The organism is Fictibacillus sp. 7GRE50 (genome assembly GCF_015903875.1).
GTDB classification, from domain to species: Bacteria; Bacillota; Bacilli; order Bacillales; family Fictibacillaceae; genus Fictibacillus; species Fictibacillus phosphorivorans.
In genome coordinates, this window is sequence record NZ_JACZDW010000005.1 from 13,589 (window position 1) to 28,282 (window position 14,694).

General features: G+C 39.8%; 15 protein-coding genes. 9 read left to right on the plus strand and 6 right to left on the minus strand.

Going from position 1 to position 14,694, the window contains the following annotated elements:
* Positions 1 to 276: 276 nt before the first annotated feature.
* From IHV12_RS18605 to nhaC, 3 genes are all read right to left on the minus strand, one after another.
* A complete protein-coding gene (locus IHV12_RS18605) occupies positions 277 to 1,062 on the minus strand; it encodes a phosphatidylserine decarboxylase (RefSeq protein WP_197191844.1) in 786 nt (261 codons plus the stop codon).
* Between the two features lie 123 nt (positions 1,063 to 1,185).
* Positions 1,186 to 1,719: a helix-turn-helix domain-containing protein gene (locus tag IHV12_RS18610; protein ID WP_197191845.1), complete on the minus strand. Its 534-nt coding sequence runs from the start codon at positions 1,717 to 1,719 to the stop codon at positions 1,186 to 1,188.
* Positions 1,720 to 1,827: 108 nt separating this feature from the next.
* Entirely contained in the window at positions 1,828 to 3,228 is a 1,401-nt protein-coding gene (gene nhaC / locus IHV12_RS18615; protein WP_197191846.1) for a Na+/H+ antiporter NhaC, read from the minus strand.
* A 158-nt stretch (positions 3,229 to 3,386) separates the two neighbouring features.
* Between nhaC and IHV12_RS18620 the strand changes: the two genes are divergently transcribed.
* Positions 3,387 to 3,857 carry an NUDIX domain-containing protein gene (locus IHV12_RS18620; protein ID WP_197191847.1) on the plus strand — a complete coding sequence of 157 codons (471 nt, stop codon included), beginning with the start codon at positions 3,387 to 3,389 and terminating at the stop codon, positions 3,855 to 3,857.
* Positions 3,858 to 3,896: 39 nt separating this feature from the next.
* Positions 3,897 to 4,064, plus strand: a complete 168-nt coding sequence (locus tag IHV12_RS18625) for a hypothetical protein (RefSeq protein WP_197191848.1) — start codon at positions 3,897 to 3,899, stop codon at positions 4,062 to 4,064.
* A 65-nt stretch (positions 4,065 to 4,129) separates the two neighbouring features.
* Here the strand turns inward: IHV12_RS18625 and treR are convergent, their stop codons facing one another.
* The 3 genes from treR to treP form a co-directional block, all read right to left on the minus strand.
* The gene (gene treR, locus IHV12_RS18630) at positions 4,130 to 4,846 is read right to left on the minus strand and encodes a trehalose operon repressor (RefSeq protein WP_197191849.1); all 717 of its coding nucleotides are present in this window, start codon (positions 4,844 to 4,846) and stop codon (positions 4,130 to 4,132) included.
* 26 nt (positions 4,847 to 4,872) lie between these two features.
* Positions 4,873 to 6,561, minus strand: a complete 1,689-nt coding sequence (gene treC, locus IHV12_RS18635) for an alpha,alpha-phosphotrehalase (protein ID WP_197191850.1) — start codon at positions 6,559 to 6,561, stop codon at positions 4,873 to 4,875.
* An 82-nt stretch (positions 6,562 to 6,643) separates the two neighbouring features.
* Entirely contained in the window at positions 6,644 to 8,047 is a 1,404-nt protein-coding gene (gene treP / locus IHV12_RS18640) for a PTS system trehalose-specific EIIBC component (protein WP_197191851.1), read from the minus strand.
* A 292-nt stretch (positions 8,048 to 8,339) separates the two neighbouring features.
* Between treP and pdxK the strand changes: the two genes are divergently transcribed.
* The 7 genes from pdxK (at position 8,340) to IHV12_RS18675 (ending at position 14,618) form a co-directional block, all read left to right on the plus strand.
* Positions 8,340 to 9,152 carry a pyridoxine/pyridoxal/pyridoxamine kinase gene (pdxK, locus tag IHV12_RS18645; protein ID WP_197132718.1) on the plus strand — a complete coding sequence of 271 codons (813 nt, stop codon included), beginning with the start codon at positions 8,340 to 8,342 and terminating at the stop codon, positions 9,150 to 9,152.
* A gap of 521 nt (positions 9,153 to 9,673) precedes the next feature.
* On the plus strand, positions 9,674 to 10,024 hold the full coding sequence (locus IHV12_RS18650) for a YojF family protein (protein WP_197132610.1): 351 nt from the start codon (positions 9,674 to 9,676) through the stop codon (positions 10,022 to 10,024).
* A 13-nt stretch (positions 10,025 to 10,037) separates the two neighbouring features.
* Positions 10,038 to 10,682, plus strand: a complete 645-nt coding sequence (bshB2, locus tag IHV12_RS18655) for a bacillithiol biosynthesis deacetylase BshB2 (RefSeq protein WP_197191852.1) — start codon at positions 10,038 to 10,040, stop codon at positions 10,680 to 10,682.
* A 203-nt stretch (positions 10,683 to 10,885) separates the two neighbouring features.
* A complete protein-coding gene (locus IHV12_RS18660; protein WP_066243203.1) occupies positions 10,886 to 11,161 on the plus strand; it encodes a spore morphogenesis/germination protein YwcE in 276 nt (91 codons plus the stop codon).
* Between the two features lie 288 nt (positions 11,162 to 11,449).
* Positions 11,450 to 12,583, plus strand: coding sequence for a glutamate 5-kinase (gene proB / locus IHV12_RS18665; RefSeq protein ID WP_197132604.1), 1,134 nt, complete (start codon positions 11,450 to 11,452; stop codon positions 12,581 to 12,583).
* Between the two features lie 47 nt (positions 12,584 to 12,630).
* A complete protein-coding gene (locus IHV12_RS18670) occupies positions 12,631 to 13,902 on the plus strand; it encodes a glutamate-5-semialdehyde dehydrogenase (RefSeq protein WP_197191853.1) in 1,272 nt (423 codons plus the stop codon).
* A 110-nt stretch (positions 13,903 to 14,012) separates the two neighbouring features.
* Entirely contained in the window at positions 14,013 to 14,618 is a 606-nt protein-coding gene (locus IHV12_RS18675; RefSeq protein WP_197191854.1) for a nuclease-related domain-containing protein, read from the plus strand.
* The last annotated feature ends 76 nt before the right edge of the window (positions 14,619 to 14,694 follow it).

Here is a 14,694-nt window from a genome sequence, read left to right on the forward strand (position 1 = left end):
CGAGTTGATTGTAGCGCAAGGTGCGAGACTCCTATGGGACGAGCGGTCAGACCGAAAAGTGGAAGTGGCTCGTTCAGCCCCGACAAGCAAAAGGTGAATGGGCTAGGAAGGCGCACTTTGCCTTCTTGACCGTTTAACTTTTGACCTCGAGGGGCTAGTCACTGCAACTAGGCAGGAGGCTCACCGGTCGCCCCATGGAAAGCGAGCAACCTGGAGCGGAAATCAACTACTATTGAGAGCTGCTAAGTAAATTGAAACAGCTTTTTAGTTTGATAATTAAACCTCTCTCGGAATCCATTCACCAAGAAGCTCACCCATCTTAACTTTTCCTTTTTTCCCTGTAAACTTCAAAGCACCTTGTGGAATACATAATACTACGGTAGAGCCGAATGAAAAGTACCCAAATGAATCTCCTCTTTTTACAGCAGGCTCATAATTCGTACGTTCAATCGTATTTACATTCAAAGCACCGACCATAACATGTGCAAGAGGTTGGCCACCTGCATTCATTCTAGTAACTAATCTGTAATTCCGTGTTAACGGTCGTAGTCCATGACGTAATCCAAGCTCGTTGACCGGGGCAGCTTCTCTTCCTAGTGTGTATACGGACTCAACTTCAGCATCCACAGGTACATGGACTTGATGGTAATCCGTAGGACTTAAATAGAAAACAAATACTTGTCCTCCACTGTATTTCTTTGCTTCTGATTCAGAACCTAATAACTCAGCCACCGTATATTCCTGTCCCTTTACAGTAAAACGGCTCTCTTCAGTAAGATGATCTACTACTGATAACACAGCATCACAAGGACTTACAAATGCATGAGCATCCGTTGGAACTGGACGAGCATCAGATTTTAAATCACGGATAAAAACATCATGAAGAGAATGATACTCTTTTAGCTCACGAGTGGCTTCGTTAATGTTTATTTTATATAGTTTCACGAATGAAGGAATGAAAGGTTTACTTGCTTTAGATTGTGCGAATTTTTTTAATGAACGTGCCACGACTGGGTGGCCATTCAGTTCAAATAAATTTCTGTAAAATCTAGTCATGTTCATGCTCTATCACCTAACTTTTAATTTTATGGAATGTTATCATTATTAATAACGGTATTCATTTGGTATTTTTTGATATGAATACAGTATAATGCATACTGCTAAATATATCAGCGTTTCATCTTCTTACATACTCTTTTTAGGCTCAGGTACCAACATCTGAACGAGCTTAACCCTTTTATTATGCTTCGAAGGTCTGTTTGGCACATATTTGCCGATTAGTTCCTGCATTCCCTGACTAAGTTCTTCCCACTCTTCATCATTTAAATAAAGATCCAACTGGTTATATCCAAAAATGTCTGTTTTAAGATTTGTATTGCCGTTTAAATAAGCTTCCACTTCGCCCGTAACATTTGATACAAACGTCATAAACATTTTCATATGTTCTTCTTTTGATAAGTTAGCAGCTTCTTCAGCAGATATATATGCTGAATTCTGGTCCAGAGCATACGTACGCTCGACCGCACCTCGTACTTTTCTTTCTTCAACAACATATATGATCTCATTTTTACTAAGTAGATTTAAATGTCTGTATAACGTCGCTTGAGGAACTTCAGACACCCATTCTTTTAATTCCATTACGGTAGCAGGACCTTTAGAAAGCTGCTGTATAATTTTCATTCGAACAGGATGTAAGATAAAATCTGCTTTGCTTTGCATGATACAGAATCATCCTTTTTTATTATTGTTATCGATAATGATAATAATAATAAACCTCTTTATTGTCAATGAAAAAGAAGCATCCCTCAAGATGCTTCTCATTATTTGTTATGCTGCTGTATGATCATTATCTATTTGATTAGTTTTTTTTTGCCCGATACTCCAACCTGTATAAGCGAGTAATAATGTAAACATTGGAGACAGCCATAAGAATAATGCATATGGAATGTATTCTATAACTGATACACCTAATGTTGATGCAAAGAATGCACCACTCACACTCCAAGGAACGAGTGGATTTACAAGTGTTCCTCCATCTTCTACCGTTCTAGATAAGTTTTTTAACGGGACGCCGGACTTAATGTATGCATCCTTTAATGCCTGTCCCGGTAACAGGATGGAAAGGTACATCTCTCCTGCAAGTAAATTGATTCCTACTGAAGAAGCTAGGGTAGTCGCGATTAACTTGCTTGCTTTTTGAGTCGTGTTTTTCACAGCTCCAAACAATAGATCAAACATTCCTAACGCTTGAATCACTCCACCTAAACCTAATGCAATTAGTACTAGCGAGATCGACCACATCATAGACATTAATCCACCTTTGTTTACGATGGTATCTACTGTTTCATTACCAGTCTGTGTTTGTAAACCATTCTGCATAACATTGATCACTTTTTGTAGCGTCAGGTCTGGTACTAAGAAAAATCCAACGATGATTGACACCGTTACCCCAGCTAAAAGAATAGGTATGATAGGCAATTTACGAAATGCCAAAACCAGTACAACGACTGGTGATATCAAAGTTAAAAGATGGATTGGGAATTCGCTCGAAAGTACAGATTGTATTTCTTTGATTTCTTGAAGATTCGCGTTGCCTCCACTTCCACCAAGTATGAAAAAGGCAATAGCAGTCAGAATGAATGCCGGAACCGTTGTCCACATCATGTGTCGAATGTGCTCAAACATATTTACGCCAACGACTCCTGGTGCAAAGTTTGTTGAATCAGACAGTGGTGACATTTTGTCTCCGAAACATGCTCCAGAGACAATAGCTCCTGCAGCTAATGCTGGGTTCACTCCAAGCACGTGACTGATACCCATTAAGGCTACACCAACCGTACCAACGGTTGTAAACGAACTTCCTGTAAAAGACGAAACAATAACAGTAATGATGAGGGCACTTACTGCAAACCATTCAGGCTGAATGATATCCATCCCATAAAACAGTAACGTAGGCACTGTTCCACTTAACATCCAACTTGCTATAACAAGTCCTACTGTTAACAGAATCATGATCGGCTGCAATCCGGCAATGATTCCGTTCAATATTCCTTTTTCTATCGTCTTCCATGGTGCGCCAAAGACAACGCCTACTGCTCCCAATAAGATCAAGCAGGCTAACAATGGTATATGTGGTTCAACTTTTATATACACGAGACTCGTGAACATCACAGCAAAAATCATTGTGAATAATCCAATAGCCACCGGTAGCTTCATTTGTTTTTTCATGAAAATCTCTCCGTTCATCTTCTTACGCTTATTTACTTAAACGCTTTTACGCGTTGAAGCGTGTTGGTAACTGTTATAATACTAACGAACTTTACAGAAGCTGTCAACATTACAGACATGGTAAATTAAAGAAGACATATTTACGGAGGCCTGACAATATGAAAAGAATTAGAAGTTCAGTGAAAGCATTAATCATTCATGATCATCATGTTTTAACGATTAAAAAAGGAAACGAATATGAAGCAAAATATGTTATACCAGGTGGTGGACAGGATTTTAATGAATCTTTATCAGACGCTGTGATTCGAGAATGCTTAGAAGAACTAGGTGTAAAAGTAGAAGTTGGTCCATTGTTGTGGGTTCGGGAATTCATTAGCAAAAATCACGTTGTGAATCAAAAAGAGGAGGACCGAATACATATTGTAGAACATATCTTTGAAGCTTTCTTAGAAAAGGTTCCATCACGTTTTCAGCCGCTTTCTCCAGATTCTACTCAATTAGCCATCAAGTGGCTGCCGATCGACCGGCTCTTAGAGTATAATTATTATCCCCATGAAATCATTCCATTGATTCAGGAAAAGAGCTTTTCAAAATACAACGGACCTACTTATGTTGGCGATATAAATTAATTCTAAGGTAAAATCACTTTAATAAAAGGGGGTATTACTTTGTGGTGGTTGCTACTATTCATCATCGGAATTTTAGCATTAGCATTTATCATAGATTATAGAAGAAAGAAAAGAAATGATAAACATACCACTAACGTTGATCCTCGTGTACGACAAGGTGAAGTTGGCAGTCATTGGAATAGTGGTGATGGTCCTAATGGATTTTAGTCACAAAAAAACCGCAGAGGATTTTAATTTCTCTGCGGTTTTTTGTGTGATTCTCCTGCTATCATTCATCTTCCCCGCCTCGCAAAATCGACAAATCGGAAGCGATCTAGGCGATGGCGAGATTCTGTGTATTGAAACAGACTCGCATCTTCCAGGTACACATAGTTTTTTACAACGACAATATGCTCGAAAGTACCAAGATCCAACAATTTCTTATCTTCTTCTGTACAATCTACGACGACAATTTCCTTTTTTGCAAAACTGATCTTCAGTCCCAACTCATGCTCTAAATAAGCGTAAATGGACTGTTCAGCAATTTCTTTCGTGAGCTTGGGTACGTATTTTTTCAAGAAGTAATCCTTGTCCAAAATGATGCGCTCTCCATCAAGCTGTCGTGATCGAATGACTTTCCATGTTAGCTCTTCAGACTCTGTTTGAAGCTGCTGCTGAAGAAACGCATCAGGCTCTATCAAGTCAAATTCATGAACAGTCGTTACACTGTTTTTCCCCATGGACTCTGACAACTCTTGAAAACTTACCAATCCCGAAACAGGAAAGCTAAACTTATTTGTTTCTAGAACGATTGATCCTCTACCACGGATTTTTTGTATAAAGCCATTTTGTGATAAAAGATTTAGTGCCTTTCTTACAGTTTCCCTCGATGTTTCATATTTGTCTGCTAAATCGTGTTCGGAGGGAAGCTGAGTATTGGCTTTTAAGACACCCTCTTGAATTTGATCAGATATTTCCTGATAGATTTCTTGAAATTTATTTTTTCTCATCATTATTCACCATAATTAGTGTAGCATTATTTTTTCAAGTGAAAAACGATAGATTCATACGGCCGTAATGAAAATGAAGAAAGATCTGTAGGTGTTCCCTCATAGTTACTGATCAACACTTCCGCAGATAGACCTGTAAGATCAATGGATTTTGGCAATTCAAAATCTGTGCTCTTACGATAGAAGTTATTCACGACAAGAAGTTTTTCACCATTCTCTGCGTTACGAACATACGCAAAAATATCAGGATGATTCTCTAGGATTAACTCATAATCCCCGTATGTTACTATATCTAGTTCTTTCCTTAAATGATTGAGCTTCTGATAATGATAGAAAATAGAGTTCTCATCATTTACAGCTGCTTCGGCATTGATTTCATTATAGTTAGACGCAACCGGTATCCAAGGTTCTCCTGTCGTGAACCCAGCATTTTCACTATCATTCCATTGAACAGGAGTACGAGAATTATCACGTGATTTATGTTTAAGAATCTCTAGTACTTCTTCTTCACTATTGCCTTCTTCTTTTAATAGGTTAAACATGTTTAACGACTCAACATCACGGTACTGATCGATCTTCGTGAATTTAGGGTTTGTCATCCCGAACTCTTCACCTTGATAGATATAAGGCGTTCCTTGCATCATATGAATCGCAGTCGCAAGCATCTTGGCTGATTGTACACGGTATTCACCATCATCACCGTAACGTGAAACGATTCGTGGCTGATCGTGGTTGCACCAGAATAACGCGTTCCACCCACCGCCTTTATGCATCTCAACTTGCCATGTCGAAAGAATTTCCTTTAATTTAAGAAAATCAAAATCAGCTATACTCCATTTCTCACCATTCGGATAATCGACCTTTAAATGATGAAAGTTGAATGTCATGCTTAATTCGTTTCGGCCAGGATTCGTATACTTGATGCAGTTATCTATCGTTGTGGATGACATCTCACCTACTGTGAGGACATCATATTTTGAGAACACTTCCTTGTTCATCTCTTGCATGTATTCATGCACGCGCGGGCCATCTGTGTAGAATCTCCGTCCATCTCCTGGTGCTATGGAGCCATCATCGTTAGGGAAATCTTGGTTTTTTGAAATAAGGTTGATTACATCTAAGCGGAAGCCATCCACGCCTTTTTCAAACCAATAGTTCATCATCTCATAAACTCTTTGACGAACTTCATTGTTTTCCCAGTTTAAATCCGCTTGTGTCACATCGAATAAATGGAGATAGTATTGACCTGTTTCCTCATCAAGCTTCCAAGCCGATCCACCAAATTTTGAAATCCAATTAGATGGTTCTCCACCTTCAACAGAATCTTTCCAAATATAAAAGTCACGGTAAGGATTGTCTTTTGATGAGCGTGATTGTTGAAACCATTCATGCTCTGTACTTGTATGGTTCACTACGATATCCATAATGATCTTCAAATCTCTTTGATGTGCCTCTTGAAGCAGACGATCAAAGTCTTCCATCGTCCCATAATCTTCAAAGATTTTATAATAGTCTCGAATGTCATAGCCGTTGTCTCGTTGAGGAGAGTCATAGATCGGAGTTAGCCATAATACGTCTACTCCTAATTTTTTTAGATAATCTAACTTCTCAATGATTCCGTCGATATCTCCTGTTCCGTTTCCTGTCGTATCGTTAAAGCTCTTTGGGTAGATCTGATACACAACAGATCGCTTCCACCATGGTTCCTTCTTCATACTTTCACCGCCATATATGTTTTAGTAATGAAAACAACCGGAAATAAAATGTTGCTATCCCGGTCGTTTTTGTTTAATTGTCTTACTTAGATTTTTTTACTTTTGCATAAAGGTACGTTAATACAAACGGTACGACAAGTGCGATTCCCATACCGAAAAAGAATGATCCCCAGCTTCCTGGTAAGATTGAAAGGAAACCAGGTATACCTCCAACGCCAATAGATGACGCACGAACGCCCGCAACTGTAATCACGATTCCAGCAATTGCAGAACCAATCATCGCGAAGATGAACGGATAACGGAAGCGTAAGTTCACTCCAAACATCGCTGGCTCAGTGATTCCCAGATATGCTGATAATGCTGACGTTCCAGCAAGCCCTTTAAGCTTTTCATCACGTGTTGCCATAAACATCGCAAGTGCTGCAGAACCTTGTGCAATGTTTGATAGTGCAAGCATCGGCCACAGAAAAGTACCACCTGTATTTGAAATAAGCTGCAGGTCGACTGCTAAGAACGTATGATGCATACCAGTAACAACAAGCAATGAGTAGAAACCACCATAGATCAACCCGCCTAGCCATGCAAAGTTATCAAAGATTGATACGAAAAAGTCCGTAATACTATTACCGATCGTAAACGTGATCGGTCCGATAGCGATAAACGCTAAAAATCCTGTTACTAATAATGTGATCGGTGCTACCAATAATAACTGCAAAGCATCAGGAATACGCTTTTTTAAGAAAAGTTCGATTTTCGCTAAAAAGTAAGACGCGATTAGAACGGGCAATACTTGACCTTGATAACCTACTTTTTCAATCGGTAGACCGAATAAATTCCATGTTGGGATATCCTTTGTCTTTCCATAATCCCATGCGTTTAAAAGATCTGGATGGACAAGCATCAGTCCAAGAACGATACCAAGTAATGGACTTCCTCCAAACTTTTTAACCGCGGACCAACCGATCAGACCTGGTAAGAACACGAAAGCAGTATTGGCGATCAAGTTAATCATTCCAGCAAGATCAGCCCAGTTCTGGTGAACATCAATGAATGATTTCTTATCATAAAAAATACCTGGACCAGTCAGAATATTGTTAATCCCCATCAATAGACCTGCCGTTACGATTGCAGGAAGAATCGGGATAAAAATATCTGCTAACGCTTTTATCGCGCGTTGAAGTGGATTAAGCTTCTTACTCGCTTCATCCTTAATGTCTTCTTTAGACGCGCGCCCTGTACCCGTAATATCAATGAACTCGTTGTACACTTTGTCTACTGTTCCTTGCCCAATGACGACTTGATATTGGCCGTTTGTTGAGAAAGAACCTTTAACGAGATCAATATTCTCCAGAGCTTTCTCGTCTACTTTTCCTTCATCCTTAAGAGCAAGACGAAGGCGCGTCACGCAGTGAGTAGCTGCTGATATATTTTCTTTACCGCCGAGAGCTTCGACGATTTGTTCAGCTGATTCGCGTATTTTACTCATTCTGTTCCCTCCTAGAAACCGTTTCCATTTCATTTTAAAAAAAGTGATATAACTCTATACCCTTAATTAGCATTCAATGAAAACTTGTTCACTTCTTTAATGTGTCTAAGCGTTTCATAAAAACTAAACTTGTATATACATCTCACAAAAATAATTTAACCTGTATATACAAATATGTCAATCACTTCGATTACTTGGTGGAATTTACCGTTGTAAGCTACTTTTTCTTTTCTCCTTATTTTTTGCTATAATCTGTTACATATAGAGAAACGAGAATAAAGGAGATTTTATGATGTCACCTAAAAAAGCACTTACGATTGCAGGATCCGATACAAGCGGTGGAGCTGGTATTCAAGCAGATTTAAAAACATTTCAAGAGCTAGGCGTATACGGAATGACTGCTCTAAATGTTGTGGTCGCACAAGACCCACATCGTGAATGGTTTCATGAAGTATTCTTGCTTCCTAACGATCTTTTTAAAGCACAATTAGAAACGGTTGTTTCCGGAATCGGTGTTGATGCACTTAAAACAGGCATGCTTGCTTCAATTGAAGCTATCGAGATAACTGCGGATCTGATCGAAAAACACGATCTTCAAAACGTTGTAGTGGACCCTGTTATGGTTTGTAAAGGTGCAGAACCCCTTCACCCTGAACTCGCTAGCACACTTCAAAATGTATTGGTACCTAAAGCGACCGTTGTAACGCCAAACCTATTTGAAGCTGCACAACTTGCTGGTATGGAACCAATCACAACTGTTGAACAGATGATGGAAGCTGCTCATAAGATTCAAGCAAATGGCGCAAAGTATGTAATCGTTAAAGGCGGCGCTAAATTAGAACACGAAAATGCCGTTGACGTTCTTTATGATGGACAAGAATTTGAAGTTTTAGAATCTGAAAGAATTGAAACAACGTGGACGCATGGCGCAGGATGCACATTCTCAGCAGCGATTACAGCAGAACTTGCTAAAGGAAAGCCAGTCCGAGAAGCTATCTTAACAGCAAAAGATTTCATTACAGAAGCCATCGCAGCAGGGTTCGAAATTAACCAATATGTAGGACCAACATGGCATGGTGCTTACCGTGATAAATTAAACAAATAATTTTTAGTGAAGACTGATCGTTTTAGATTGGTCTTTTTTTATTCTATAAATATTTTGGGACTGCTAATCGGATTCGACATCATGTGTGGACCCACTAACGTTGTTCAAGTCTTTAAAACAAACTAACTTAATGATTTATGTTTTTTGCTTCAATGCCAAAGTGATTGGAGCGCAAGGAGCGAGACTCCTGCGGGACGAGCGGTCAGACCGAAAAGTGGAAGTGGCTCGTTCAGCCCCGACAAGCAAAAGGTGAATGGGCTAGGAAGGCGCTTTTTGCCTTCATTACCATTTAACTTTTGACCTCGAGGGGCTAGCCACTGCAACTAGACAGGTGAGACCCCTTAGGGCGCAGAGCGGCAAGGGGGCTCACCGCACGCCCCGCGGAAAGCGAAGCACCTGGAGCGGAAATCAACTACCTTCCAAAAATCTTCGAGGTTTACAAAATGATAGGCATATCATACACGTTATTTAAGAATTTGAATTATAATAAGTACATCTATTCTGCACTGGAGTGTGAAGATATGCAGCTCATACAGACCAATGAAGTCCAGGAAACACTGGATCAGCTTATTGGAAAAGAACTTTATCTACATTTAGAAACAACCAATGGCGCATATGCCAATCATAATAACGAAAGTGTTCTAACCGTTAACGCATATATTCGAAACGGTAAAGTCACACCATTATCAGGAAAAATCATGGGGAGCGGTCCATACCGTGTTGGCTTGAAGATTGAGCTAGGTTGGATTTATGCAGAAGGGTTAACACATTGGGAAATCGACTCAGAGGGAAGATTACTAATGGCAGGTCACGATGCTGAAGGTCGACTTGCAGTAGCTCTTCAACTTAGTTCTTCCCCATTTGACGTATAAGGAGGTTATATAATTGGATGATCATTTACTCGTGATCTTCCCTCACCCAGATGATGAAGCATTCGGGGTGTCCGGGACGATTGCACAACATACAAAGAAAGGCTTACCCGTTACTTATATCTGCTTAACGCTCGGTCAGATGGGTAGAAATATGGGAAATCCACCATTCGCTACTCGTGAATCGCTTCCTCTTATCCGCCAAAAAGAGCTTGAGGATGCATGTGCCGCAGTAGGCATTCAAGATCTGCGACAATTCGGGTTCCGTGACAAAACAGTAGAATTTGAAGATGAGAAGTTTTTAGCTGATCAATTCTTAGCTGTCATTGACGAGGTAAAACCAACGCGTATCATCACATTTTATCCAGGATATAGCGTGCACCCTGACCATGAGGCTACAGCAAGAGCTGTTGTGCGTGCGGTAGGAAGCATGCCTGAGATGGATCGTCCGGAACTATTATGTGTCGCTTTTGCAAAAAACTCTGAGGCCGACCTAGGAGCTCCACATGTAGTGACTGATATCTCTGATGTTTTTGAAGAAAAAATGAACTGCATCAAAGCACATCGATCTCAAACACAATGGCTTGTTGATAGCGTTGATAAAGATCCTGCCATGCTGGCTTGGGTAAAAAATGAAAGATTCTGGCGTTATCCTTTTTAAATTCATAGACTAAGAACCCGCTGCCCTACCTAGGCTACGGGTTCTTTTTTTAGTATTAATACTTGAATTTTCAAAAAAATGTACAAATCCATGTAGCATTTTCCTGATATTGTGGTATACTAATTGTAACAAATCGTTCACAATTTAGACGCTAATTCGTCAAAATTGTAAGCGTAAACAATACTTCAAGGGGTTGATTAGTAATGGATGTTTTTATGGTTTACTTATTCGTAGCGACTGCCACGCCATTATTCTTATGGAATGATAGTCGTAAGTTAGCCTTATGGCAAACGCCGTTCATCGCCCTTTTATGGACTTACGTTGTGTTATTCATGGCTAATGATAGCTTAAGCTTATTCGTTCACAGTTTCTTCATCACCGTATTCATCGCAAACGTTGTTTTTGCTCATTATGCAGCATACATCGTATGGGGCCGTCCATATTTGGCGAAGCGCAAGATGGAAAAAGCTAAATATTAATTTAAATTTTAATCCCCTCTTTTTAGAGGGGTTTTTGCATTTATTGGTATTTTTTCTCATTCAAATATCCTGATATACTCTTTCCTACCACTGTCTAGTACCCCCTCATCTCCTATAACCTATATATCCCGTTTTTCTTCTGTTTTCTTCACTTTTTGCTTGTTTTCTACACTATCTCATCAATACCTGTTGTGTTTAAATCTCACCATGTTATACTCGTTACCGTTGAAATTTTGATCGGAAAATGAGTTGATATAACTTACAAAACAGGAGTGATTTTTAACACATATGATATTAAATGAATCAAAAAACAAACGAATTGTTATTAAAATTGGATCTAGTTCTTTAACGAGTAGACTTGGTGATATTAGTAGACATAAATTAGAGCGACTTGTTGATGAGGTCGTGAAATTGAAAGATGAAGGACACGAGGTGTTGCTCGTATCTTCAGGCGCAGTTGCCGCAGGGTATAGACGTTTAGGTTGTTTGAACCGTCCGACTTCCCTAGCCGAAAAACAAGCGGCTGCATCAATAGGACAAGGTTTATTAATGGAATCTTACTCTGAACGCTTTATCTCTCACGGTTATACCGCTTCACAGATCTTAATTACGAGAAGCGACTTTTCTGATCGTGATCGGTATCATAACGCTCGAAATACAATCAACGTTCTTTTAGATCGCGGAATCATACCAATCGTCAATGAAAATGACACAGTTACAGTAGAACGACTTAAGTTCGGTGACAACGACACCCTTTCTGCTAAAGTGGCAGGACTTGTGGATGCCGATCAGCTCATCATTCTCTCTGATATCGATGGCCTGTACACGGATGATCCTCGAAAAAATCCTGATGCAAAACTCCTAACAAAAGTTAGTGAAATCACACCAGAAATTGAGGAATCTGCAGGAGAACCCGGAAGTGCAGTGGGTACAGGCGGCATGCGTTCAAAGATCGATGCAGTTAAAATTGCGATGGCATCTGGCATTTCATCTTTCCTTGGGAATGCAACATCACCAGATATCATTCACAAAGCAGTCATCGGCAATGCTAGAGGAACATACTTTGTCCCTGGTAAAAATGAATTCAACCTGGATACGAAGCGTCAATGGATTGCTTTCCATTCTGGTCCAGAAGGTGAAATTGTGGTCTCAAATAAAGCTAAACAAGGCATTGATGAGCTCAAAAGCCTTTATCCTACAGGCATTCGCTACGTAAGTGGTCATTTTAAAAAAGGGTCTGTGGTTCGTATTAAAGATTTAGATGGAAATGAAGTTGGTCTTGGTGTTTCAAATTATTCTTCTAAACAGTTAATCAAGATTAAAGGTATCTCTCGAGACGAGCTAGCTGATGTAGGACCTGAAGAAGCCATCAATAACAACGATTTAGTCTGCCACACTCGTTTGGCAGTTCCCATTCACTAATATATCGTTACGAAAATGTGAGATTTAAAAATACAAGGAGGCGTTGGATGAGTACTTTTAATAGTACAACCAAAAATATCGATGTGAAAGACCAAGCAAAGTTAGCACAGGAAGCTTCAAAAAAGCTCGCACTGCTTAGTGAAAAAGAAAAGAACGAAGCATTATTGGTGATTGCAGATACGTTAGAAAGAGAAACAGATTACATCTTAGAAGAGAATGAGAAAGATTTAGTTAACGGGAAGGAAAATAATTTCTCAGAAGCCTTGATGGATCGCTTGCGTTTAACAGAAGATCGCGTTAAAGAGTTTGCAAACGGACTACGCGAGGTTGTGAAGTTAAAGGATCCTGTAGGTGAAATCTTGTCTGACTGGACACTAGAAAACGGATTAAACGTAGAGCAAGTTCGTGTACCTTTAGGTGTAATTGGTATGATTTATGAGGCACGACCAAATGTAACAGTTGATGCGACTGGACTTGCATTAAAGTCTGGAAACGCCATCGTACTAAAAGGCGGTTCAAACGCTATACACTCAAACTCAGCGATTGTATTCGTTATTCATAAAGCATTAACAGCAACAAAAATTCCAGAAGATGCTGTTCAATTTATCGCTTCTACAGATCGCGAAGCGGCGGGTCAATTGTTTACGATGAAGGAGCATATCGATGTTTTAATTCCTCGTGGTGGCGGTAATCTGATTAAAACAGTTGTCGAGAATGCTACGGTGCCCGTCTTAGAGACAGGTGTCGGCAATTGTCACATTTATATTGATCAGTTCGCTGATGTTAATAAAGCTCTCGCCATCATGGAGAATGCTAAAACAGATCGACCAGCAGTTTGTAACGCTGCAGAGACGTTTATTTTTCATGAAGCATGGCTGAATGAGCATGCGGAACAAGTTACTGCTCTTTTTGAAAAGTACGGTATTGAAGTGCATGGTGATGAAAAAGCTGCAGAGTTATTACCGGATGTGATACCTGCCAATGAAAAGGATTGGGCTGAAGAGTATTTAAGTTTGGCTGTAGCAGTTAAAGTAGTTAGTTCTGTCGAAGAAGCTGTCTCTCATATTGAACGTTATGGCACAAAGCATTCAGAAGCGATCGTGACAGAAAATGCAGAGAATGCCGTTGCTTTCTTAAACAGTGTTGACGCAGCTGCCGTTTACCATAACGCGTCTACCCGCTTCACTGATGGGTCAGCGCTTGGGTTCGGTGCTGAGATCGGTATTTCCACGCAAAAATTACATGCTCGTGGTCCAATGGGTCTACCAGCACTAACGACGATTAAATATCGTATGACTGGTGACGGGCAGGTTAGATAATTTTTATGTGAGCAGTCCCTTTTTGGGGGGCTGTTTTTTGTGTGTTTTTGTAGAAATAAAGAAGGTAAAGTTAGGGTGGTCAGAGAATGTTTTTAAAAAGGAGGTCTTATATGTTAGTTAAAGATCGCGGAAAGTCTATAAGGATAAGAAAGCTTGAAGTTATGCAACGAAGAGTGATTAAGCTTCATCCCAAATATTTAACCATGGAAGATGAATTAAGCGGTAGGTTAGCCGGACATTTTGGCGAGCAGTCAAATGACTACTTTTTAAAACCTTTCCGGGACTTTTCCGTTATGCACGGCCTGAGGCTTACAGCGCACGAAAGTTATTTTCAGATCGACACCCTGCTTCTCTCCCCTCGTTATCTCTTAAACCTCGAAGTGAAATTCATTACCGGAACCTTGGTTTTTGACCATCTCAACCAAGTCATCCGAATAAAAGATGATGGATCCGAAGAAGCTTTTCGAAACCCTATTTTCCAAGTAAAGCGCCAACAATCTCACCTTATTGAATGGATGACAAAGAACCGTATTCCTCCCATTCCCGTTCGCTCGCTAGTAGTCATGAGCAATCCGAGAACCATTATTAAAGCACCACCCTCAAATAAAGATGTACTTCATTATATTACCCATAGTCCCTATTTGCAGGAGAAAATTAAAGTGATTGATAAGATGTATACGGACGAGAAGCTGACGATAAAAGAAGTCACTAAATAAACTCTCCAATATGCTTGTTCGACATCATGTCCCTGAAAACCCTGATCTTTTAAAAAGGTATGGTATTGAAGACAAA

Excerpts from the sequence above, each read along its gene's own strand:
- IHV12_RS18605 (WP_197191844.1), bottom strand. The coding sequence starts at position 1,062 with ATGAACATGACTAGATTTTACAGAAATTTATTTGAACTGAATGGCCAC.
- treP (WP_197191851.1), bottom strand. The coding sequence starts at position 8,047 with ATGAGTAAAATACGCGAATCAGCTGAACAAATCGTCGAAGCTCTCGGC.
- pdxK (WP_197132718.1), top strand. The coding sequence starts at position 8,340 with ATGTCACCTAAAAAAGCACTTACGATTGCAGGATCCGATACAAGCGGT.
- IHV12_RS18660 (WP_066243203.1), top strand. The coding sequence starts at position 10,886 with ATGGATGTTTTTATGGTTTACTTATTCGTAGCGACTGCCACGCCATTA.
- IHV12_RS18670 (WP_197191853.1), top strand. The coding sequence starts at position 12,631 with ATGAGTACTTTTAATAGTACAACCAAAAATATCGATGTGAAAGACCAA.
- nhaC (WP_197191846.1), bottom strand. The coding sequence starts at position 3,228 with ATGAAAAAACAAATGAAGCTACCGGTGGCTATTGGATTATTCACAATG.
- IHV12_RS18610 (WP_197191845.1), bottom strand. The coding sequence starts at position 1,719 with ATGCAAAGCAAAGCAGATTTTATCTTACATCCTGTTCGAATGAAAATT.
- treR (WP_197191849.1), bottom strand. The coding sequence starts at position 4,846 with ATGAGAAAAAATAAATTTCAAGAAATCTATCAGGAAATATCTGATCAA.
- IHV12_RS18620 (WP_197191847.1), top strand. The coding sequence starts at position 3,387 with ATGAAAAGAATTAGAAGTTCAGTGAAAGCATTAATCATTCATGATCAT.
- proB (WP_197132604.1), top strand. The coding sequence starts at position 11,450 with ATGATATTAAATGAATCAAAAAACAAACGAATTGTTATTAAAATTGGA.
- IHV12_RS18675 (WP_197191854.1), top strand. The coding sequence starts at position 14,013 with ATGTTAGTTAAAGATCGCGGAAAGTCTATAAGGATAAGAAAGCTTGAA.
- IHV12_RS18650 (WP_197132610.1), top strand. The coding sequence starts at position 9,674 with ATGCAGCTCATACAGACCAATGAAGTCCAGGAAACACTGGATCAGCTT.
- treC (WP_197191850.1), bottom strand. The coding sequence starts at position 6,561 with ATGAAGAAGGAACCATGGTGGAAGCGATCTGTTGTGTATCAGATCTAC.